Annotated in this window: 20 protein-coding genes and 1 pseudogene; 14 read left to right on the plus strand and 7 right to left on the minus strand. The window is 68.5% G+C overall.

The window, feature by feature from the left end; all coding sequences use genetic code 11:
• Positions 1-59: 59 nt before the first annotated feature.
• Positions 60-956, minus strand: a complete 897-nt coding sequence (locus ACQPYK_RS00375) for a LysR family transcriptional regulator (protein WP_433248356.1) — start codon at positions 954-956, stop codon at positions 60-62.
• 36 nt (positions 957-992) lie between these two features.
• Between ACQPYK_RS00375 and ACQPYK_RS00380 the strand changes: the two genes are divergently transcribed.
• The 3 genes and pseudogenes from ACQPYK_RS00380 to ACQPYK_RS00390 all read left to right on the plus strand — a co-directional run.
• Entirely contained in the window at positions 993-1730 is a 738-nt protein-coding gene (locus tag ACQPYK_RS00380) for an SDR family NAD(P)-dependent oxidoreductase (protein WP_433248359.1), read from the plus strand.
• 73 nt (positions 1731-1803) lie between these two features.
• Positions 1804-2727, plus strand: a complete 924-nt coding sequence (locus tag ACQPYK_RS00385) for an NADP-dependent oxidoreductase (protein ID WP_433248362.1) — start codon at positions 1804-1806, stop codon at positions 2725-2727.
• Between the two features lie 40 nt (positions 2728-2767).
• A pseudogene (locus tag ACQPYK_RS00390) lies at positions 2768-2965 on the plus strand (IS630 family transposase); the annotation flags it as partial.
• A gap of 555 nt (positions 2966-3520) precedes the next feature.
• Here ACQPYK_RS00390 and ACQPYK_RS00395 read toward each other — a convergent pair.
• Positions 3521-3844 carry a hypothetical protein gene (locus ACQPYK_RS00395; RefSeq protein ID WP_433248365.1) on the minus strand — a complete coding sequence of 108 codons (324 nt, stop codon included), beginning with the start codon at positions 3842-3844 and terminating at the stop codon, positions 3521-3523.
• Positions 3845-4259: 415 nt separating this feature from the next.
• Entirely contained in the window at positions 4260-4787 is a 528-nt protein-coding gene (locus ACQPYK_RS00400; protein WP_433248368.1) for a GNAT family N-acetyltransferase, read from the minus strand.
• Positions 4788-5158: 371 nt separating this feature from the next.
• Between ACQPYK_RS00400 and ACQPYK_RS00405 the strand changes: the two genes are divergently transcribed.
• Positions 5159-5758: an RDD family protein gene (locus ACQPYK_RS00405; RefSeq protein WP_433248371.1), complete on the plus strand. Its 600-nt coding sequence runs from the start codon at positions 5159-5161 to the stop codon at positions 5756-5758.
• Positions 5759-6256: 498 nt separating this feature from the next.
• Here the strand turns inward: ACQPYK_RS00405 and ACQPYK_RS00410 are convergent, their stop codons facing one another.
• A complete protein-coding gene (locus ACQPYK_RS00410) occupies positions 6257-6493 on the minus strand; it encodes a hypothetical protein (RefSeq protein ID WP_433248374.1) in 237 nt (78 codons plus the stop codon).
• Positions 6494-7076: 583 nt separating this feature from the next.
• Positions 7077-9485 carry a M28 family peptidase gene (locus ACQPYK_RS00415; RefSeq protein WP_433248377.1) on the minus strand — a complete coding sequence of 803 codons (2409 nt, stop codon included), beginning with the start codon at positions 9483-9485 and terminating at the stop codon, positions 7077-7079.
• A 163-nt stretch (positions 9486-9648) separates the two neighbouring features.
• Here ACQPYK_RS00415 and ACQPYK_RS00420 point away from each other — a divergent pair, with 163 nt between their 5' ends.
• From ACQPYK_RS00420 to ACQPYK_RS00430, 3 genes are read left to right on the plus strand one after another with little or no spacing between them, the layout of a single operon-like run.
• Positions 9649-10266, plus strand: a complete 618-nt coding sequence (locus tag ACQPYK_RS00420) for a DedA family protein (protein WP_433248380.1) — start codon at positions 9649-9651, stop codon at positions 10264-10266.
• Positions 10250-11353 (plus strand): sensor histidine kinase, encoded by a 1104-nt coding sequence (locus ACQPYK_RS00425; RefSeq protein ID WP_433248383.1) that lies wholly within the window; start codon positions 10250-10252, stop codon positions 11351-11353. Before ACQPYK_RS00420 ends, ACQPYK_RS00425 begins: the two co-directional genes overlap by 17 nt.
• Positions 11344-11988 carry a response regulator transcription factor gene (locus tag ACQPYK_RS00430; RefSeq protein ID WP_433248386.1) on the plus strand — a complete coding sequence of 215 codons (645 nt, stop codon included), beginning with the start codon at positions 11344-11346 and terminating at the stop codon, positions 11986-11988. Before ACQPYK_RS00425 ends, ACQPYK_RS00430 begins: the two co-directional genes overlap by 10 nt.
• Positions 11989-12193: 205 nt before the next feature.
• Here the strand turns inward: ACQPYK_RS00430 and ACQPYK_RS00435 are convergent, their stop codons facing one another.
• The gene (locus ACQPYK_RS00435) at positions 12194-13810 is read right to left on the minus strand and encodes an ADP-ribosyltransferase domain-containing protein (protein WP_433248389.1); all 1617 of its coding nucleotides are present in this window, start codon (positions 13808-13810) and stop codon (positions 12194-12196) included.
• Between the two features lie 225 nt (positions 13811-14035).
• On the opposite strand from ACQPYK_RS00435, the gene ACQPYK_RS00440 reads away from it, so the two are divergent.
• Both ACQPYK_RS00440 and pip read left to right on the plus strand, forming a co-directional pair.
• Positions 14036-14704, plus strand: a complete 669-nt coding sequence (locus ACQPYK_RS00440; protein WP_433248392.1) for a macro domain-containing protein — start codon at positions 14036-14038, stop codon at positions 14702-14704.
• A 511-nt stretch (positions 14705-15215) separates the two neighbouring features.
• Positions 15216-16175 carry a prolyl aminopeptidase gene (pip, locus tag ACQPYK_RS00445; protein WP_433248395.1) on the plus strand — a complete coding sequence of 320 codons (960 nt, stop codon included), beginning with the start codon at positions 15216-15218 and terminating at the stop codon, positions 16173-16175.
• Between the two features lie 296 nt (positions 16176-16471).
• On the opposite strand, the gene ACQPYK_RS00450 is transcribed toward pip, so the two are convergent.
• Positions 16472-17323, minus strand: coding sequence for a DUF72 domain-containing protein (locus tag ACQPYK_RS00450; protein WP_433248398.1), 852 nt, complete (start codon positions 17321-17323; stop codon positions 16472-16474).
• Between the two features lie 325 nt (positions 17324-17648).
• Here ACQPYK_RS00450 and ACQPYK_RS00455 point away from each other — a divergent pair, with 325 nt between their 5' ends.
• The 5 genes from ACQPYK_RS00455 to ACQPYK_RS00475 all read left to right on the plus strand — a co-directional run bounded on the left by ACQPYK_RS00455 (position 17649) and on the right by ACQPYK_RS00475 (position 21778).
• Positions 17649-18161, plus strand: a complete 513-nt coding sequence (locus ACQPYK_RS00455; protein ID WP_433248401.1) for a SigE family RNA polymerase sigma factor — start codon at positions 17649-17651, stop codon at positions 18159-18161.
• Positions 18158-19384, plus strand: coding sequence for a hypothetical protein (locus ACQPYK_RS00460; protein ID WP_433248403.1), 1227 nt, complete (start codon positions 18158-18160; stop codon positions 19382-19384). Before ACQPYK_RS00455 ends, ACQPYK_RS00460 begins: the two co-directional genes overlap by 4 nt.
• A gap of 102 nt (positions 19385-19486) precedes the next feature.
• A complete protein-coding gene (locus ACQPYK_RS00465) occupies positions 19487-20095 on the plus strand; it encodes a PadR family transcriptional regulator (protein WP_433248406.1) in 609 nt (202 codons plus the stop codon).
• Positions 20073-20513: a hypothetical protein gene (locus tag ACQPYK_RS00470; protein ID WP_433248409.1), complete on the plus strand. Its 441-nt coding sequence runs from the start codon at positions 20073-20075 to the stop codon at positions 20511-20513. The genes ACQPYK_RS00465 and ACQPYK_RS00470 overlap by 23 nt, the downstream gene beginning before the upstream one ends.
• A 281-nt stretch (positions 20514-20794) precedes the next feature.
• Positions 20795-21778 (plus strand): GNAT family N-acetyltransferase, encoded by a 984-nt coding sequence (locus ACQPYK_RS00475; protein WP_433248412.1) that lies wholly within the window; start codon positions 20795-20797, stop codon positions 21776-21778.
• The last annotated feature ends 21 nt before the right edge of the window (positions 21779-21799 follow it).

Genomic DNA, 21799 nt, shown 5'->3' on the forward strand with positions numbered 1-21799 from the left:
TTGGTGATGCTCGGTACAGTCGTGCGGCCTGCGAACAGCGGTGCTGCAGCGGATATCGGCTAGAGGCGTGTCGCGGTGCGGACGAGGTCGGCGACGGCTTTGGATCTGCTGTGTGGCGGCCAGGCGATGACGGTCGTGACGGCCGGTGCGTCCGGCACCGGCACGATGGCGTGGTCGTCGCGTAGCTGGTCTCGGAGCGACTCGGGTACGACGGCGCAGGCCAGTCCGAGCGCGATCAGTTGGAACAGTTGGGTATGGTCGCGCACCTGCGGGCCGGGGCCGTCCGGATGGCCGCCATCCCGTCCAGGCCAGCGCGGCAGGGGCAGGTCCGTCTGGGTGTTGACCTCGACTAACGACAGATACGCCCGGTTGGCGAGGGGATGACCCTTGGGCAGGACCACGACCTGCTGTTCGGTGTGCAGATCCTCTGTGTCGAATCCGGCTGTCGTGTCGTAAGGCCGGTGGAGCAGAGCAACATCGGCACGCCCGGTGCGCAGCAGGCTTTCCGGCTCGCCCGGCCCGCACAGCATCACCTCGACGGCCACGGCGCCCGGTTCAGCGGCGTAGGCGTCCAGAAGCTTCGACAACAGTTCCCTGGACGCTCCGGCCTTGGCGGCCAGGACCACACCCGGCTGGTCGCCCGCGGCGCGGCGGGTGCGGCGCTCGGCGGCTTCGACCGCGTCGAGCGCGAGCCGGGCCTCCCGCAGCAGCACCGACCCGGCCTCGGTTAAGGCGACGGCGCGAGCGGTGCGGTGCAGCAGAACGACTCCGAGCCGCCGTTCCAGCTGCTGGATCGCCCGCGACAGTGGTGGTTGCGCCATCGCGAGCCGTTGTGCCGCCCGCCCGAAGTGCAACTCCTCGGCTACGGCGACGAAGTATCGCAACTCCCGCGTCTCCACCAGCTCATCGTATTCGGCGCTGACCACGACCAATACCCGTGCGGTATCGCCGCCCACCCGACCGGTCTTGGACGCCCCACCCGAGTCCGCAACATGATCGACGGCATGAGTGAACGGACGATCGCGCTGGTGACCGGCGCGAACAAGGGAATCGGATACGAGATCGCCGCAGGCCTGGGCGCCCTTGGCTGGCGAATCGGTGTGGGCGCGAGGGATCAACAACGCCGCGACACCGCGGTCGAGAAGCTGCGCGCGGCCGGGACCGATGCGTTCGGCGTGCCGCTCGACGTCACCGACGACGAAAGTGTCGCCGCCGCGGCCGAGCTGATCGCCGGCCATGCCGGAGGGCTCGACGTCCTGGTCAACAATGCCGCGATCACCGGCGGTATGCCACAGACACCGAGCACGGTCGAGCCCGCGACCGTGCGAGCTGTCGTGGAAACCAACGTGATCGGCGTCATCCGGGTCACCAACGCGATGCTGTCGATGCTGCGCAACTCGGCATCACCGCGGATCGTCAACATGTCCAGCAGCGTCGGCTCGCTCGCTCTGCAAACCACCCCCGGCATCGACATGGGCCCGGTTCCCGCCGCCTACTTGGCATCGAAGACCTTCCTCAACGCCCTCACCATCCAATACGTCAAGGAACTGAGCGACACCAACATCCTGATCAACTCCGGCTGCCCCGGCTTCACCGCCACCGACCTCAACGGCTTCCAAGGCGTCCGCACACCACAACAGGGCGCGGCCATCGCGATTCACCTCGCAACCCTGCCCGACGACGGACCGACCGGCGGATTCTTCGACGACGCCGGAACGGTGCCCTGGTAACAGCCACACCAGCACGAACCATTCCCGTTCTCGACGTCAGCCGCGCATCGCGCGCCACAGGAGAAGCAAGACAATGACAAAGGCGGTCAGATACGACGAGTTCGGTGGAATCGAGGTGTTGCGGGTCGACGAGGTCGACCGGCCAGTGCCTGAGAGCGGGCAGGTCCTCGTGCGGGTCAAGGCCGCAGGCGTCAACCCCGGCGAGGCGGCCATACGCACCGGCGCGATGGCCGACATCTTTCCCTCGACCTTTCCGTCCGGGCAGGGCAGCGACCTCGCCGGAGTTGTCGCCGAGGTCGGCGCCGGAGTCGACCGATTCGTGGTCGGCGATGAGGTGATCGGGTTCTCCGAGCGGCGGGCAGCACAGGCCGAGCTGGTCCTGGTCGACGTCGACAACCTCACACCCAAGCCGGACAGCATCTCATGGGAGGTAGCGGGCGGCCTGTACGTCGCCGGAGTGACTGCGTGGGGGGCAGTGCATTCCGTACAACTCGACAGCGGGGAGACCGTCGTCATCTCCGCAGCAGCCGGAGGAGTCGGCTCGCTCGCCGTTCAGCTCGCGCGCGGTGCCGGAGCCACGGTCATCGGCCTGGCGAGCGAGCACAACCATGAGTGGCTGCAAACACACGGTGTGATCCCGGTCGCATACGGTGACGGCGTCGCCGATCGGATCAAGGCCGCCGCACCGAGCGGTATCGATGCCTTCATCGACACCTACGGCGGCGGGTACGTCGAACTGGCCCTTGCCCTCGGCGTCGCAGTCGAACGGATCGACACCATCGCCGACTTCGCGGCAGCCGCGAGGTACGGAGTCAAGACCGAACCCGGAACCAACGCCAGACCTGGCGCCGAGGTACTCGCCGAACTGGCCGCCCTGATCGCCGACGGACACCTCGAAGTCCCGATCGCCAACGTCTACCCGCTGACGCAGGTCCGCCAGGCCTACACCGAACTCGAACGCCGACACACCCACGGCAAGATCGTGCTCAGACCCTGACCGGCACCATGCAACGCAGCGCGCTCAAGGCTCTGCTCAACCGCAGGATGCTCCCGATCTCAACCCGGTGGAAGGCATCTGGTCGCTGATGAACCGCGGTGGGTTGGCCAACCTCGCCGCCGTGGGCCTGGAGCACCTGGTGCGCATGATCAAACGCGAGTTGAAGAAGATCCAGTACCGGCCGCATCTGATTGACGGTTGCCTGGCCGGGACCGGCCTGGTCCTCAAGCTGTCGTAACTTCACGAATTAAAGATCAGTGACAGCGACGGTGACAGCGACGTCGGCCACCGGTGGCGCATCGCGGCAGCCGTACAACGCCATCTGACCTTGGGCGGAGCCCAGCCAACAGGATGATTGCTCCGCCTGGCTCGAAAAGCGGACGGTCATGCTGCCGCGGGGCTTCCGTTCCTCGGGCCCGGCGGCCCTGCGGTACGGGTCCCCTTGCCATCGGACGACGGGGCGGGCCGCCGGCCCGGGGGCTGTGTACAGCAGCGAAGTACAGCAACGCCACCGGCCGAGGCTGCCATCAGCTCTTCGCCTTCCGCCAGGCGCCCTACTGCGCTGAACGGGTCGAGGACGGTGCCGCCGGGGCGGCAGCCGGCGGCTATCGCCCGTAGCGGGATGTCGATCGGGAAGACCGCGAAGTGCGCCGCCCGCAGCGGCCGCGGCCGCGATGTCGGGTTTGCGCTAGCGGAGGCGATGAGCATACGGGAACGGCGCTCCAGCACGGACCCAATGGCCCCGCTGCTCCGCAGCCGCCGCGCGCCAGTCCGGCTGTGACGTGTCGTCAGGTCAGATGGATCCGCACAGCCTCTTGAACTCGGCGATGTCTGTGTTGATATCCGTGATCACCTGGTTGGGATCGCCGCTGGTCATGCCGGTCAAGCGGAAGTTCAGTTCCTGGAATTCGGCGGCCAGCCGACTGATCGTCGCCCCCACCACTCCTTGCGCGTCGAGGACTGTGCTCATCAGGTCGAGGTATGTCTGGTGAGCCGCGGCGGCCTGGCTGCTGCGGGTGGTCCCGGCGTTCTGGCGGTATGCGGTCAGCGCCGTCGCCGTCTCGTCGCAGCCGCCGGGCCGGACCGCTGACAGCAGTGGGGAGGGAACCGGGACCACTCGCGTGGGGCTTGGTGGTGGCTGGGGCGTGCTGGACTCAGGCGACGGACTCGGGGTCGGCGGTGCGGGCCGGGTGGTGACCGGATCTGGTGACGATGACTGCGAGGCCGGGGTGGGCTGAGTCTGCGGAGGCGGGGCCGGCGGCATCAGGTAGGCGACCAGCGCGACCACGGTGGCAACCGCACCCGCCAGAGCACTCACTGCCGCCCAGTTCAGGCGTAAGCCTGCCCCTCCGCCCGCCGCCGGCGGCTGCGCTGAGCCGTTATCCGTCATGCCCTCATCGTGGCCGAGCCGCCGAACTCGGTCCAGAATGCCTCCTGCTGATCTTCCTGAACAGAACTCGCAGCGATGATCATTCGTCTCGGTGATCTGATCCCGTGCCGGCTCAGCTTCGGTGATCTGATCCCGTGCCGGCTCAGCTGAGGTTGTCGCCCGAGGTGGTGTCTCGGGCCATACGCACGTTTGGCAGTTTTCCCTGCCAGAGCTCGCGCTCGCCGGTGGCCTTGAATCCGTAGTGTTGGTAGAAGCGGATCGCGCGCTCGTTGTAGTCGGTGACCCACAGGCGCATAGGTGTGTTCCCCGCCCAGGTGAGGAACTCATCCATCAATCGGCCTCCGAGGCCTCGGCCCTGGGCTTCCTCCAGCAGGTACATCGGCCCGAGGGTGACCACCTCGTCCCGGCGACCGCAGAGGAAGCCGACGATCTCCGTCCCGGAGCGGACGACACGGAAGAACAGCAGATCCGGCTGCTGCCTCGCCGTCTCGATGAACTCCCGCCACTGGGCGATTCCCTCGTCTGTGGCAGAAGAGCCACGGTGCTCACGGATCCAGTTCTCATCGATCCCCGCGTCCTCGCAGGGATACGTCTGCAGCCAGGCCCTCAACTGCAGCGGGCCCAGAGACACGGCGTCGTCGGCACGGGGAGCTTCGATCACGTGGTTCATGGGGACCATCCTCGACTATGCCCCCCGAGCGTCTCACGCGATTTTTTGCGATCTCGTCGCCGCAGGTCACACTCCGGACTCCGGAGCAGACCCTTTGAGACGGAACAGATCACTATGTGATCTTTCCGGCCTCCGGATCGATTCGCTCGTCATCAAGCGGCGGCACGCCGAGCCGCCGTACCCGGTCCTCTGCCGCCCGCAGCTCGGGCGTACGGCCTGGGAGCCGGTCCCGGCCGACGGTGACCCGGGCCGTAGCCGCACCGCGCACCCGCCGCACCCGACCCGCTCTCCGACCCTGGTATCGCGCCGCCCCTCATAATCTCCCGCCGCTCTGGTTTCACACGTCAAAGTCATCCGGCAAACTGACCGGCATGGCAACCGCCCCCCAATCCCTGGAAATGCGAACGCTCGCTGCGAGGCGTCATCGTTTTGCGGCCTTCATTATCGACAACCTGATCTTTTATATAGCGATCTCGCCGATCCGTCTGCTGCTTGCCGAAGGTTCCGAGGTGTCCGAAGAATCGGTCCTCATCAGTTATCTCAATCCGTACGCGGGGAATCCCGATTGGCCGATCGAAATCGCGGTCACCGTGCTGTTCGCTGTCTATTTCTGGCTGCAACACGCGCTGTGGGGCCAGACACTCGGCAAGCGACTCTATCGCTTGAAGGTGGTGTCCAGCACAACTGGAGAACCACCGAGCCCAAGACGCGCGGGGGTTCGTGCTCTTGTCTACCCTGTCCTGGCGTCAACGCCGTACTCCGGGATGCTGATCAATCTGATCGATACGCTGTGGATATTCGTCGGCTCGAAACGCCAATGCCTGCATGACGTGATTTCCGGAACCGTCGTTGTCGACCATGGCGACCCCGGCAAGAAAGGAATCGGAGGACCTGGCTTTCTGTTCGGCTTAGGCGTCGTCATCACCCTCTTCGCCGCCCTCGCGTTCATCTCCGTGTCGGTGACGCGGTAGTCGGCTATTGCCGCGTCAGACAACGTTCGCCTCGTTATGACGTGTCGTCCGGTTGCTACGCCCGGCGGCCTACCCCCGACCACCCGGAGCCCGGCACCTGTTCGCCGCCTACAACCTGGGCAAGGATCAGCTCTACGGGCGATCAAGCGGATCAAGCACCGCTCCAGGTCCCTGGGGTTCTGCCGCTACCTGCGCTCACTGCATCCGGCTGACGTGCGCATCGCGATCATCTGCGACAACCGTTCCCCGCACCTGACCACGAAGCGCTGCCGCGGTGTCGCGGGCTGGGCCGAGGGCGAACAACATGGAGGCGGCACCAGCCGGCCGATGGCGCGCCTTGCTCCTTGCTCAGCAACGTTCCGCGCGGTCCGAAGCCGGCCGAGGAGTAGGAGGACACCGGCTGCACGTCCGCGATGCGCTCCTCCGCACGCGGGGCAGCCCGGCGAGGCAGTGCTTCGCCGGGCTGCCGTTGTTCGTCGAGGCTGGTCGCCGAGGTGGCTAGCCGCCGGAGCCGCCGTTGCAATACTGCTGGTCCCACCGTGCGGTCCTGTAGTCGTAGCAGTAGTAGCAGCCGTCGTCTCTCCACTTGCACAGGTTGGGATTGGAGATAGGGGTGCCGTGATGAGCCGACTTGCAGACGCCTGACCCGGAGGCCTGCGCGGTGCCGGTGACGGTGCCGGTGACGAGGAGCGTGGACGCCGCCAGCGTGACGGCGAAGAGCAAACGCTTGAGCATCAGAGATCACTCCCTGAGGTGAGGACCGAACCCCGGTTGACGGGGATGACGAGCGTCGATTCTGGGTCCCGGGATATGCCGATGCGGCGCTGAACATCACTCACACTAATCGTGTCACCAGACGAAATCTCCCAGCCAGGGGCAAAAATCATTTCCGGCGCATCATTACATAAATGTAATTATCTACATTCGCCAGAGATATACGGCACTGCGCCTCGGACGGTCGCTGCGAGCCTTCAAGCTGCAGATTCGTACCTTCGAGGGAAGTCTGGGCGGCACTTCCCGGGGCGCTTCAATGTGGTGCAACGGGGACGGAAAATGACAGGCAAGGAAATCGGCGACATCGTTGGCGGAATCCTGGGAGGGGAGACGCGAGAATCGCATTCGGAGATCTTGAAATCCCGTACGGCGTCGCATCGAATCCATGTCCGCCGCCCTCCTCGTTCGCCAGGGTGCCGGATCGCCGGGAATCGAGCCGGACGGCCTGCGCCCGGCCCGTATCGCCCGCCGTGGCCTCACTGCCAGATAACACCAGAACTGCCAAGTAACGCCAAAACCATTAAATAACACTAAATAACAAGATTTATCGCGTGACCTTGCCGGAACCCGCCGGCAAGCGTTGTTGAGAGGCGCTCGTCAGGGTGTAGCTACGGGTGACCGCGATGAGGTCGCCGTCTTCTCTGGTGGCCGCGACCAGGCCGGGAGGCCGGGGAAGGAAGCCCGGCACCGTGGAGAGTCCGTCGGTTTCGGCGATCGCGGTGACGCGGATCCGATCCGCCTGCGCGACTCGCACGGTGATCTGGACTCCCTGGGTGGGGATGCCGCGGAAGCGGATCTCAGTCGGCCAGGTGCCGGCTCGCGTGCCGGTGACGGGGACGCTCACCGAGCCGAACCGGCCGACGGCCGCGGTGGCCCGGGTGATCGGCCGGTCGAGCCGCAGCGTCACCGAACGGGCGCCCTTTCCCGCGATCACGTGCAGCTTGAGCGTGTGCCCGTTGTGCGCCAGCACGGTGGCTCGTGGGCCGTCGGCTGCGATGGCGGGTGCGCGGCCGGTCCACAGTGTGCCTCGCGCGTACCCCGAAGGTAGCGCTGCCGCGTCGCGGCCGGAGACGTACCGCCTGGTCCATTCGGCGGGGTCGGGATCGGCGCTGACCCAGTGGGCGGTGTGGGTGTCGGCGTCCATGACGTACGCCAGGTGGGTGCGTTGCGGCTGGTCCGCGTCGAACCCGTCCGTGAGCAGCCCCACCCCTACCAGGCTCAGCGCGAGGACGGCGGCCGTCAGGGGCACGGCGACGATGGCGCCGCGTCTCGGCCCGGTGCCGGTGCCGAGGTGGGTGCCGAGGTCGGGGTCGGAATCGGTGCCGGGGTCGGGGGTGGGGTCGGGCAGGAACAGTTCCACGATCGGCAGCAGCGTCAGCCCGAACAGTGCCAGCACCAGCGCGCTCACCCCGCCGAGGGCCAGCCCCATCCCGTCGAAGGCGTTCCCGGCCAGCGAGGGCAGCACCATCGCGGCCGTGATCGGACCGAGCATCGCCACGGCCACCCGTGCCCAGGCGGGCGTGGGAAGCAGGAGTGCCGCCAGCGCGCCGAGCGCGCACATCAGCGCCGGCAGGGTGAACAGGAAGGCTGCTCCGGGGGCGAACCGGGCGCACAGCACGCCCAGCCCGGCCAGCCAGGTCAGCGCGCCGACCGACAGCGCCGCCGGGCCGAGCCTGCGGCGCAGCGGCAGATACCAGCCGAGCACCGCCAGTGCGGACAGGGTCGCGACCGCCGCCTGGAACGGCTGCGGGCGGTGCAGGAGCCCGCCCATCGTGTCGTAAGCGGGTCGCCAGGCCACCAGCAGTTCCCACAGCCCCTGAGCCATGGCGGCCGACGCGATCAGCGGCATGGCGGCCGAGGCCGTCGCCACCATCAGCCGGGGAAGGCTGAGCAGCCGTCTGACGCGGCCGAACAGCGCCAGCCCCGCCACCGCGAGGACGGCCAGCACCGCAAGCGGCCAGACGGCCAGGTCCGGGTAGGTGACCATGGTTCCGAGGGCGCGGAAGTAGGTGACGTCATGGTCGGAGGTCAGCGTCCGAAGGTCCGTGTTCCCCAGGGAGCGAGCCAGCGCCAGCATGTTCGTGCCGTGGTGCTGCAGGCTGCCACGATCGAGGTTGGCGATGGAGTCTCCGGCGGTGTGATAGAGCGAGGAGCGCTCGATGTAGGCGAAGTTCATGCCGGTGAACCCGGCCTTGGTCAGCGGGGTGAAGTCGGTGTTGTTGGGCAGCAGCCGATACAGCTCCACCATGGAGGAGTCGCCGCGCGGAGCCGGGACGGCGTTGACGAACGTCTCGACCAGCCGGGCGTTGTCCCTGGAGGTCTCGAACATCAGCGAGGGGCCGCTCACCCCCCGGGCCTCCCAGTTCAGCAGCACACCGCCCTTACGGCCCAGCGGATGCTCCCGCACGAACGCCTCGGCGCCGAGCACGCCGTCCTCCTCGCCGTCCGACATCAGCAGCACGATGTCGTTACGCGGGCCGGCACCCGCGTGCAGCGCCCGGACGGTCTCGACCATCGCGGCCACCGCCGCGCCGTCGTCGGAGGCGCCCGGACCCATGGCCGCGGAGTCGTAGTGGGCGGCGATGAGCACCGTGCCGGTCGAATCGGTTCCGGGGAGCCGGCTCACGATGTTGTCGACCTGACCGAAGGTCGCCAGCCCTGCCGCCGGGCGCGCTCCGACAGACCGCTGGACCTGGACCTGAAGGCCTGCGGCGCGAAGCTGCCCGGCCAGGTAGTCCCTGGCACGGTCGCTCGCCGGGCTGCCGACGGGCCGCGGTTCGGCGGCGAACTCCTTCAGGTGGGCCACGGCTCGCTCGGCGCTGAACTCCCCGCTGGGCGCTGTGGCCGGCAGGGGCTGCATCGTGCTGTCGGCCATCGCGGACAGCATGATCACCGTGGCCAGCATGACGAGGGCCGCCAGGCCGGCCAGTACCCGTCTCCGGACGTCGAACATCTTTCCGATCATGGTCGGTGACAGTAGGTCCGGCCGCCAGGCCCGCGGAATGGGGCCGATCTCCGGGGATGGCTGAGGTTTTCCGCAGGTGTGGTTTTCCGCATCCTGAAACGGCCATGCGCCTCATGTCGGCCATATCCTGACCATTCATATCTTCTATGGCATGACAGATTGGCTGGTCGGACTGATGGAAAGCCTCGGGGCGCCGGGGGCAGGACTTGCGATCGCGCTGGAGAATCTCTTCCCGCCCCTCCCGAGCGAGGTGATCTTGCCGCTGGCCGGTTTCACCGCCGCCCGAGGCGAGATCGACCTGTTGGACGTGCTGCTGTGGACCACGGCGGGTTCGGTGGTGGGCGCGCTGGCGCTGTACTGGGTGGGCGCGCTGCTCGGCCGCGAGCGCACGCTGGCCCTGGCCGCCCGGATTCCGCTGCTGAAGGTCTCCGACATCGACAAGACCGAGGCGTGGTTCCTCCGGCACGGCCGCAAGACGGTGCTCTTCGGCAGGATGATCCCGATCTTCCGCAGTCTGATCTCGATTCCGGCAGGGGTGGAGCGCATGCCACTCGGCGTCTTCACGCTGCTGACCACGGTCGGCAGCTTCATCTGGAACGCGATCTTCGTGCTGGCCGGTCATGTCCTGGGCGAGAACTGGTCGCTGGTCGAAACCTACGTCGGCGTGGGCACCAACGTGGTGATCGCCCTGGTGCTACTGGTCGTGCTCGTCTTCGTGGGCGTCAGGCTGAGCGAACGGCGCAAGGGGCGGCATGCGGCTCGCGGCTAAGAGCCTGCGGCTGCTGTGGGCGGTGATCCTCGGGACGGTCACCGCCCTGCTCGACCTCGTCTTCGTCCTGACGACGCTGCCGTTCGCCGGTCAGCCGCGAGTGCTGGGGGCGGCCCGGCGGCTGGCCGTACTCGAAGCCCGCCGCCTGCGCCTCGATCCCGCCGCCCTGGGACTCCACGCGGATCGCACCGACAGGCAGGAACTGCGCTACCTGGCGACCAGGGCGCCGGTGGGCGTGCTCGGCGGCCTGGTGGTCGCCCTGCTCGGCATCGGCATCGGCGTGGCCGTCGTCCTGACGTGGTCCTGGGGAAGGGGTCTGCCGGTCGACGGCATGCTGCCCAGCCTTCCACTGCTCGCCTACGCCTGCCTGGCAGGTCTCGTCCTGCTGTTTCTGAACCTGTCGGGCCTGGTGGGGGTGCACGCGCTGGAGCAGCGGCTGGCCGTACGGATGCTCGGCCCCGACCCCACCGAGGCGCTCCAGCGGCGGATCACCGAGTTGACCGAGAGCCGAGCAGGGGTGCTGGCAGCGGTCGACTCCGAGCGGCGCCGGATCGAGCGGGACCTGCACGACGGGCTGCAGCAGCGGCTGGTGGCGCTGTCCATGCTGGTCGGACGCGCCCGCAGAGGGCGGCCGGAACTGCTCGCGCAGGTGCACGAGCAGGCGCAGCAGGCGCTGGTCGAGCTGCGTGAGGTGGCCTGGCGGGTCTACCCGTCGGGGCTGGACTCCCTTGGACTCGCCGATGCGCTGGCCGGGGTGGCCGAGCGTGCAGGCGTCCCGGTCAAGGTCGTCTGCGACCTGTCCGCACGGCTGCCTGCGACGGTGGAGACGGCGGCGTACTTCGTGGTCAGCGAGGCGGTGACCAACGCGGCCAAACACTCCCGCGCCACCGCGGTCACCGTCGAGGTTCGCGAACGCGACACAATGGTCATCGTGTGCATACAGGACGACGGCGTTGGCGGGGCCGACGCGGCGAGCGGCGGATTGTCAGGGCTGGCGCGGCGGGTGGCCGCGCTGGACGGCCGCTTCACGGTGACCAGCCCGCTCGGTGGGCCGACCACGATCGTGGCGGAGCTGGCGTGCGGGTGATCCTGGCCGAGGACTCCACCCTGCTGCGCGAGGGACTGGTACGGCTGCTGGCCGAGGAGGGCCACGAGGTCCTCGCCGCCGTGGGCGACGCCGACGCGCTGGTCGTGGCGGTGGCCGAGCAGGAGCCCGACGTGGTGGTGGTCGACGTGCGGATGCCGCCCACGCACACCGACGAGGGGCTGCGCGCGGCCCTGGAGATCAGGCGAAGCCGGCCGGCCGTCAAGGTGCTGGTGCTATCGCAGTATGTGGAGAAGAAGTACGCCACCGAGCTGATGAGCGCCAGCGTCGAGGGCGTCGGCTACCTGCTCAAGGACCGGGTGGCCCAGGTGGGCGACTTCCTGGACGCACTGGAGCGGGTGGGGGCCGGGGGTGCGGCCTTCGACCCGGAGGTGGTGCGGCAACTGCTCGCGCGCACCAGCCACGCCGACCCCCTCGCCCAGCTGACCGGGCGCGAGCGGGAAGTGCTGGAGCTGATGGCTCAGGGCCTGACCAACGCCTCGATCGCGCAGTCGCTGCACGTGTCACAGAGCGCGGTGGAAAAGCACGTCAATGCCCTGTTCGACAAGCTGGCGCTGTTGCACACCACCGGTTACAGCCGCCGAGTCCTGGCGGTGCTGCGCTACCTCGGCTCTTGAGCCAGGGCCTTCGCCGCATCTTCCACTCAGGACTTCGTCTCGACGGAGAACCTCGTGCATACGCCAGGCCTGCGAAGAGGCCGACCTGCGGTCGATCCCCTCGCCCGGCCGGTGATCGTAGGCGATCACCGGCCGGGCGAGGGAATCACCGGCCGGGCGAAGGACTACCCAGCCGTATCGCAGAACCTGATCATGCTGTGGATGCTCACGCCACCAGGCACTGCTCGGCCAGCTCGGTCAGCGTCACGGTACACAGGCCACCGCGCTCGGCCTTCACATCGGTCACCTCGAGCTGCGTGCCGGGAGCGAGGATGAACTCCTCCTCGCCGGTGAACGCGGAGAAACCGCGAATGCCCACAGCCCGCGCGGGAAGCACCTCGAAGAGCGTCCGCTTGCCGCGGCGGCCGAGGAACGACTGGGCCACGCTGAGCTTCGACGTACACGAGGACACGCCCCACCACGTCACGGTTCGGCCGAGCGGGTACTGCGCCCGCAGGTCCAGCGACACCCCGCGCCACAGCGGCTCCTTGCGGGCGGGCAGACGCGACACGGCCGAGAACAAGAGTCGTAGATACGGAAGGTACGGGACGATCTGAGTGCGGTCCGGGTTGCGCAGGGTGGCGTTGATCTGCCGGTAGAACGCCGACTCGCAGGTGTAGAGGTAGAGGGCTGCGACCTCGGCGGCGGACAGGCCGTCGGCTGCGCCGTCCACCTGCTTCTCGCCGAACCGGCGTGACTGCTCCACATGCCAGTCGAGACCCGACAGGAGCTTGGCCACCGGGGCGATGGCCTCACGGAAGTCCATGAGCGGGGTGTCGAACACGCCGGTGATCGCGGGAAGTACCAGTCCCTCGTCTTTGACGCTGGCGAGCCGTTCGAGGTAGAGCTTGTGCAACTCCATCGTGGAGGCGATGAACGCCCCCATGCGGTCGGCCGTGTCCGCGTCCGCCCCGCCGGCTTGTGCCGTGAGCTTGTTCCACCCCTTGCCGGGCAGCCAGTCGATCTCGTCGGCTCCAAGCGCCTTGAGCGCCGTGTTCACCGCGGCGAAGTGGTTCCCGTCGCAGAAGATATCGCCCTGTGCCGCGGGGTTGGGGTGGTCAATGTGCTGGACTTCCACCTCGGGGTACTTCTTCTGGAGCCGGAGTACGACCTCTTTCAGGCTGCGAGCGTGAACCCCCCACCACGCGAACACCACGCCCCGGTCCTTCTCGTCGGCGTTCTGCTTGGCTTTCAGGATCTCCTCGACGAGCCTTTCGACGACCGGCCGCCAGAACGCGGCGTGCCGGTCGGTGCCCATCGCCCCATCGCCGCTGGCGGTGAGTGCCGCGTTCAGCAACAACACGCCCTGTGTGAGCATCGCCTGGAACCACTCCGGCGGCTGCACGGTGTCCTGCTTCTTCAACAGCGCGCGGATGTCGGCGATCGGCGTCTTCTTGGGGATGCCGTGCTTCCACATCGCCGCCGCCTTGATGATGCAGCGAATGGTGATGACCTTGCCGAACTGGCTGTCGGCCCAGTCGTGGAAGGTGTTGTCGAACATGGCGATGCCGGTGGCGCTCTCGGCCCGCGGGTACGGATTCTGGCCGAAGACGACGACCTTCCACTTGTGTGGCGGGTTGGGTTTGAGCGCCTGGAAGGTCAGTTCCCGGACGGGCACGACGCCCGGGCCGCGGGCCGGGCCGATGAACGTGGCCGCGGCCGGTTGCGCCTCGATGACCGGCTTCAAGAGTGGCAGCCACGGCTCGCCGCCGTCCTTGAAGAGTTCGGCGAGGGCCAGCGGGTCATTCGGGTCGGGCGAGGCGGGGGCGTTGGTGTCGCGCATCGTGGGCTCCTGGATTGGCGAGCCGTGCAGGTGACGGCACAGGTGATCGAGGTGGGGGAATTGTGCCGCTTGAAGATCCCGGATGCGATATCGGAGGTCCAGAAGGCCCGTCCGTCCGCGAGCGCGGAGACCGTTCCCACATCTCCAGCCAAGATCCCGTTTGTCGGTGTGGAGCGATATCTTCGCAGGCGTCGGAAACACCCCTTCCCGTGACCGGAGTGAGCCATGACCGTCGAGCGCGTGAAGCCGCCGCTCAAGGTAGTACTGGCGGACATCAACGCGGAGGTGGTGCAGACGTGGCGGGCGGCGTTCGCCGACACCCCCGAGATCGAGATCTGCAAGGGGTCGATCCTCGACCAGCACGTCGATGCCTGGGTCAGTCCGACGAACTCCCGTGGGCGGATGGACGGCGGGGTTGATGCGGCCATCAAGCGACACCTCGGGGCGGGAATCCAACTGCGCGTCCAGCGGGCGATCCGCGATCAGTTCGGGGGGTCGCTGCCGGTGGGAAGTGCCGTGTGCGTACCGTCCGGGGCGATCAACCCGAAGTTCCTGATCTCGACGCCGACGATGGTGCAGTCGGTGCAGGACGTGAGCGAGACGCTGAACGTGGCTCTGGCGTGCGCCGCCGCGTTCCAGGCCATCCACATGCAGAACGAGAAGGAGCCGGGCAGCATCGAGTCGGTGGCGCTGGTCGGCATGGGCGCGGCGACCGGCCAGGTGCCGCCGAGGGTGTGCGCCAACCTGATGTGGACCGGCTACACCCTGTTCAACGACTACCACTTCCGGGACTACGACGACCTGCGGAAGACGATCCGCGAGCAACTCGACGACATCGAGAGCCACTCCGAGGAAGAGAGGGTGCGGATCAAGCCGCCCGGCTCCCGCGGTTGACGAAGTGAACGTGACGCGTCAAGACGACCGGTCGGCGTGGGCCGGCCGGGCGGGACTCCGATTCCGCGGAGCGGGTTGACCTCTCTTCCACACTGTTGTCCACGGCCATCGCCTGCTTCTCCTTCGATCTTGACTCGCAATCACGAAGGATCACGCGATGGCCGTCCTCATTTCACGGCGCCACGCCATCTAGCTGGGAAAACTCGTACACCACGTCCGTGGACGCAACCCAAGAAGCCCGGTGACCGGGTCATGCTGGAATCTCCTCTCCCTGGGCTGATCTTCGCTCGCCCAGGCGATCAGAGCCTCATGGTGTGCCAACTCCGCTGCTGGTCGATCAGTGTCCGGTGAGGATCCGCCGAGGTGGTACGGCAGGCGCGGTGTGCCTCGTCACAGAAGCGGTGTGCCCGTCAAGGAAGCGGTGTGCCCGTCACGGAAATGGCGGAACCAGGGGATCCACCCCCATAATGTAACAGCGCTGTTGTTTTTTCGAGGAAGGGAGAACCAGGACATGGCCGAGTCCCATCCGCCGATCGAGCCCTATGACCACGGGATGCTCGACACCGGCGACGGCAACCTCGTCTACTGGGAGGTCTGCGGCAATCCGGAGGGAAAGCCCGCGCTCGTCGTGCACGGTGGACCGGGATCAGGGTGCACCCCCGGTCAACGGCGCACCTTCGATCCGAAGCTCTACCGGGTGGTGCTGTTCGACCAGCGCAACTGCGGGCGCAGCAAGCCGCACGCCAGCGACCCGGCCGCCGACATGAGCCTCAACACCACCGAGCACCTGCTGTCCGACATGGAACGGCTGCGCGAGCACCTGGGTATCGACCGCTGGCTGCTGTACGGCGGCTCCTGGGGCTCCACGCTGATCCTGGCCTACGCCGAGCGCCACCCGGAGCGGGTGACCGAGATGGTCATCCCCGCCGTCACCACGACCAGACGCTCGGAGATCGACTGGCTCTACCGGGGTGTCGGCCGGTTCTTCCCCGAGCAGTGGGAGCGCTTTCGCGACGGCGTCCCGGAGGCCGAACGCGGCGGCGACCTGGTCGCGGCCTACGCGCGCCTGATGGAACACCCCGACCCGGAGGTGCGGTCCAAGGCTGCCATCGACTGGACGACCTGGGAGGACGTGGTGGTCTCCATGGAGCCGAACGGCAAGCCGAACCCCTACAGCGACCGGCCGTCGGACGACCTGGTGGCGTTCGTGCGGATCTGCGCGCACTACTTCGCACACGGCGCATGGCTGGAAGAGGGCATCCTGCTGCGCGAGGCGGGAAAGCTGGCCGGCATTCCAGGCGTCCTGATCCACGGCCGCCTCGATCTCAGTGGCCCGGCCGACACCGCCTGGGAGCTGGCCCGCGCCTGGCCCGACGCCGAGCTGATCATCGTCGAGGACTCGGGGCACACCGGCAGCAACGAGATGCGCGATCAGATCCTCGGCGCGATCGACCGATTCGCCCGCCGGTAGCCGACAGGGTCAGGCCGGCTGCTGGCGGAACTCATGGCTGCTGACGGAACTCCCGGCTGCTGGCGGAACCCAGTGGAGGGCGGCCGTTCCCGGTGGCCGCGACGGTCCGGCCCGGGTGACCGCTCGGGACGGACCGATCCGGCCGGCCCGTCTCGGACGCCGGAGAACATGTAGTCGGCGGCGATACGGCCGTTCTCGTCGAGGACGAGGACGAGGACGAGGACCTCCGGACCCCCGCCTACCGCCTCGCCGCCGGCGATGGGCACCGTTCGGCGATCGAGGTTCGCGTCCCGGGCTCAGAAGAGGGTCAGCGGCTCGGTCGGCACGGGTTCGGGCAGCGGCTCGATCTCGGGCAGCCGGGCCCGCACCTCGTCGTGGAAACGACGGGCGAGCATCGGCGCATCGGCGTTGTCAGGGGTGTGGATGAACACGGTCGGCGAGCGGCCTTCGCGCAGCCACTCGGTGACCGTGCCGATCCATCGCTGCCAACCTTCGATCGTGTGCGCGGTGGCGTCCCGGCCGAGATAACGAACGATCGGATGAGCGGTGAGAGCGGACGACCGGCGTGGCAGACGTGGTTTCTTCGTCCACGCGTCTCGCTCGGCGTCGCTGGTCGGAGGGCTCCGGAAGAGAGCGGTCGTATCGAACGGGATCCACTCGGCATCAACGCCGGAGAGAACCTTTTCGAGAAGCCGTTCGGATCGCTCGTCCTCGAAGAACGCGCGATGGCGGACCTCGACGGCGTATCCGTACGAGCGAGGGAGCCGGCGAAGGAAGCCCGCCAGGGTGCCGAGATCGGTCGGACCGAACGATCCCGGCAGCTGGATCCAGAGGGCGTGAGCTCGCGGCCCAAGTGGCTCGATCGCCTCCAGGAACGATCGGAGGTCCTCGTCGATGCCGCTGAGACGGCGCTCGTGCGTGATCGACTTGGGCAGTTTGGCCACGAAGCGGAAAGTGGGAGCGGTCTGCCGAGCCCACGACTCCACCGTGCTTCTCGCCGGTGTCGCGTAGAACGTCGTGTTGCCCTCCACCGCGTTGCACCAGGTGGCATAGGACCGCAGGCGCTCCCCGGGAGGGAGTGGATGAGGCAGGAAACGCCCCTGCCACGACGTGTGGGTCCACATCGCGCATCCAACATGAAGCCGCATGGCCTCAACGCTATCCAAGGAACGGCTTCCCACGGGACGCGGAGGACCTGGTCGCCCCCACCCCGCTTCGGTGATCGGAGACAGGCGTTCCGGCAGGCACTGACGGTCGATCCCCACACCCGCGAGCCCTCCCGGGAGGAGAGGTTCGCCATCGGGGCCGCGTTCTACCGCGCCGGTTGGACGGGCGACATCTCCGGACGGGATGTCCGGGCGCGCGGACGTCCCATCGATTTCGTACGGCTCCATCGATTTCGTACGGCTCGCGGAGCATAGTGGCGTCCACTCCGGCGCGTCTGTAGGGCGTAACCACACAGTGGAGGTGATCGTGGACGCCGCAGAAGAGCGACGGTTCCGCGAGTTCGTCTCGGCGCGGTCCCCCGCGCTGATGCGCCTGGCCTACCTGCTGACCGGTGGCGACCAGCACGCGGCGGAGGACCTGCTGCAGTCCGCGCTCGCCAGGACGGTCACCAGATGGCACAGCGTGGACGCGCCCGAGGCGTACGTCCGCCAGGCGATGTACCGCCAGCAGGTCTCCTGGTGGCGGCGGCGCCGGGAGGCCGTCATCGAGCAGCCGCCCGACCGGGCCGTGGCCGACGGCACGCACGGGGTCGACCTGCAGATCGTCATGCGCCATGCGCTGGCCAGGCTGACGGCCAGGCAGCGGGCCGTGCTGATCCTGCGCTACTACGAGGACCTGCCGGAGGCCGAGGTGGCCGGCATGCTCGGCTGCTCGGTCGGCACGGTCCGCAGCACCGCCCACCGGTCCCTGGTCAGGCTGCGCGACCTCGCGCCCGAGCTGCGGGAGCCGTACACGATCTCCGGGGAGGCCACGGCATGACCATCGACGAGACCGTCAGGCGAACTCTGCACGACTGGTCCGGCGAGGCGCGGGTCCCCGCCGATCTGGCCTCGAAGGCGCTGGGGAGGCGCCGGCGTTCCAGGGTCAAGGCGTTCGCGGTGGTCGCGGGGGCGACCGCGGCCGTCGTGGCGGGTGCGCTCACGGTCCCCAGCCTGGTCCCCGGCCTGGTCCAGGGACGGCAGGGGAACGACGACCGGCCCGCCATCGTCGTCCTGACCGGATCGAACCCGTCCACGGAGACCGCGGGCGACCCGGAGTCCGCGCCGCCGAAGACCCTGGTGGCGGCGGGCGGTACGGCCGCCTACGCCTACTACGTCTGGGACAGGGAGAAGATCTCCGCCGAGCGAGAGGTGACGAAGCGGACCTGGTACCTCTACGACAAGGCCGGCCGGTCCTACCTGCGCACCCCATGGGCGTGGCTGGACGTGGCGCCGGGCGGCGAGACCGTCGCGGTGCTGGAGGGGATTCCGGCGCGCCGGGTCGGGGTGATCGCCGGGCGCGGGGGCGAGGCCCAGTGGATCGACCTGGACCGACCGGCGGCGGCGGTGCGGTGGTCCCCCGACGCGAGGAAGCTGCTGGTCACCCACTACGAGGGAAACCCCGACGAGGTCGTCACGGAGCAGATGGGCGAGACGGCGGAGGCGAACCGGACCGGTTACAGCGTCGTCGACCTGGACAGCGGGCGGATCGAGTTCCATTCACTGGAGCCGGATGACAACAACCGGTTCGGCGGCCGGCTGGACTTCTCCTGGAGCACGGACGGCAGCCTGGTCTGGGAGCACAACAGCACCCCGCCCGGCACCAAGAAGTTCTACGCCCCGGACGGCACCCCGCGGCAGGGCCCGCCCGGGGCGGCCGACACCTACCAGGAGGCCGGGGTGTCGCCCGGCGGGCGGTGGATCCCGGAGCAGAACCGGGACCGGAGCGCCGTCGTCGACCTGAAGGACACGCGCACCGGTGAGGTGACCGCGCTCAAGCCGGTCGGCGGGCACTGGATCGAGCAGCTCGTGTCCTGGGCGGACGACGACCGCGTGATCGCCTGGGCGTGCGAGCTCAAGGGGACCGGCAACTGCGCCGTCAGCGAGTTCCGCAACCGGCTGCTCCTGGTCGACGTGAACGGGGGCGAGGCCGTGCCGCTCACCGGCTACCGCGGCAACAGCCAGAAGCCCGGCTCGTGGGAGCCGCTCTTCACCCGCCGCTGAGCGACCACGCGAGCCGTACGAGATCCCGGTCTTGTACGGCTCGCGCCATATCTTTATAGTGCAAAATGCAATAAGGCATTGCGCACTTCCTGGGTGGTGACGGTGAGAGGTCCCGATCTGGTCGGGTTGACCGTGCTCGCGCTGCTGTCGATCAAGCCGAGTCATCCCTACGAGCTGCACCGCCTCATCCTCGACACGCACAAGGACTACGTGACCGGGCTGCCTCGCAGCCTCTACCACGCGGTCGGCCGCCTGGCCGGGGACGAACTGATCGTGCCGGTGGAGACGAGCAGGGAGGGCCGCCGTCCCGAGCGCACGGTCTACGAGCTCACCGGTGAGGGACGGGCGGAGCTGGCGACCCGGTTGCGGCGGCTGTTGAGCGAGCCGGGGGCGGACACGCGAGGGTTCCTCGCCGCGGTCTCGCTGATCGGCTGCCTGCCGGTGCCCGAGGCCGAGCGGGCGCTGCTGACCCGAGCGGCCGCGCTGGAGAGCGCGGTCTTCGCCTGCGACGCGCACATGAAGAGCCTGGAGGAGAGCGGGCTTCCCCGCCTGCTCCTGCTGGAGCTGGAGTGCGAACGCGCGCTGCGCGACGCCGAGCTCGGCTGGGTGCGCAGCGTCCTGGACCGGCTCGGATCGGGGGAGTTCACCTGGACGAGCGACCTCAACGCCAACCTGCTGGGAGAGCCGGATGAAGAAGACCCTGCTGTTTGAGGCCGCCGGTGTGATCGCGACGCCGATCGAGCGGGTGGAGCGGCTGGTGCTCACGGTGCGCCCCGGCCCGATCGGACCCGACAACGCCTGGCTGATCTCCCCGATCGGCGGCGTGATCGAAGGCGGTCCCGAGCGGTTCACCCTGCGGTTGGAGGGTTACGCGATGGCCGTCGAGGTGGCCGGCCGGACCTTCGCGACCCAGGGCGGATGGTGGTACCGGGGGGAGTACACCCTCGATCCGCACCCCGAAGGAACCCTTCTCACCCATCGCGTCTTGAACGTCGCGAGCTCCGGCCGCTGGGCCGTCCCCCTGGCCAACCGGCTCTTCCTCGGCTTCCGCGCGAGGACGCGCGACGGGTTCGCAACGGGAGTCGAACGGATCGGCAGGGAGCTGGACTGCCCGGTGCGCCTGCTCTGAGCGTGCCGGGCGCCCTCTCGTGGGCGGACCGGACGTCCGCACGGGCGAAGGCGCAAAAGGCAGGGCGGTGTCCCGTGCGGCCCGGTTCGTGCGGCCCGGCTTGTGCGGTCTCGTACGGCCCGGCTTGTGCGGTCTCGTACGGCCCGGTTCGTGCGGTCTCGTGCGGCCCGGCTTGTGCGGTCTCGCGCGGCCCGGTTCGTGCGGTACGGCACCGCTCCGGCGGCTCCGGGCAGTGAAAAACCTCTCGCCGCCCAGTCGCACGGCCTCGTATGCTCCGGATCATGCTGTTCGAATGGCGCGCGCTGACGAAGAACGACGTGGGCACGTGGGCGAAGCTGCTCGCCGACGTCGAGAGGGCGGACCGCGTCGGGGAGAACTACGGGGCCGACGACCTCGCCGACGACCTCGACAACCCGCTGCTCGACCTGGCCGAGGGCACCCTGGCCGCCTGGGACGGCGACAGGATGGTGGCCTTCGGTCTCACCGCCTGCCGCCCCGCCGCCGACCCGGTCCACCAGATGAACCTGTGGGGCGCGGTGCATCCGGACTACCGTCGTCGCGGCCTCGGCGGCCACCTGCTCGACTGGGCGATCCGGAACACGCCGGTGCTGCACGGACGCCGTTTCCCCGGTCGGCCCCTCGAACTCCTGATGAGCGTGTTCGAGGGGAACGAAGGCGCCACCGCGCTGGTCGCCCGTGCGGGGATGACCCCCGTCCGGTGGTTCTACGGCATGAGCCACGACCTGGGATCGGAGATCCCGGCGATCCCGGCCACCACCCCCGCGACCGGCCTGCCCGGCGGGCTGAGGATCGTCCCCTACCGCGAGGACATGGAGGAGGCCGCCCGCCAGGTGCGCAACCTCTCCTTCGCCGACCACTGGGGCAGCGTGCCGCACACCCCGGAGAGCTGGAAGAGCAGCATCGTCGGTGTGCAGGCGTTCCGTCCAGAAGGATCGTTCCTCGCCCAGGAGGAATCGGGGAAGATCGTGGCGGTGCTGCTCACCCACTATTTCGAGGCGGACACCGAGGTCACCGGGGTCCGCGAGGCGTGGGTCCAGATCATCGGCACCCTGCGCGAATGGCGGGGGCGGGGCGTGGCCGGCGCACTGCTGGCCCACGCCCTCACCGAATTCCGCGCGCAGGGCTACGGGAAGGCAGGGCTGGGCGTGGACGCCGCCAACCCGACCGGGGCCCTGGGCCTGTACACCCGCGCCGGATTCAAGGTCGAGCACCGTACGGCGACCTACATGCTCCCGCTGGGCTGAGGCGGATCGCACCGCGGAGGT

This window comes from Streptosporangium sp. CA-135522, from assembly GCF_050949235.1.
Lineage (GTDB): Bacteria > Actinomycetota > Actinomycetes > Streptosporangiales > Streptosporangiaceae > Streptosporangium.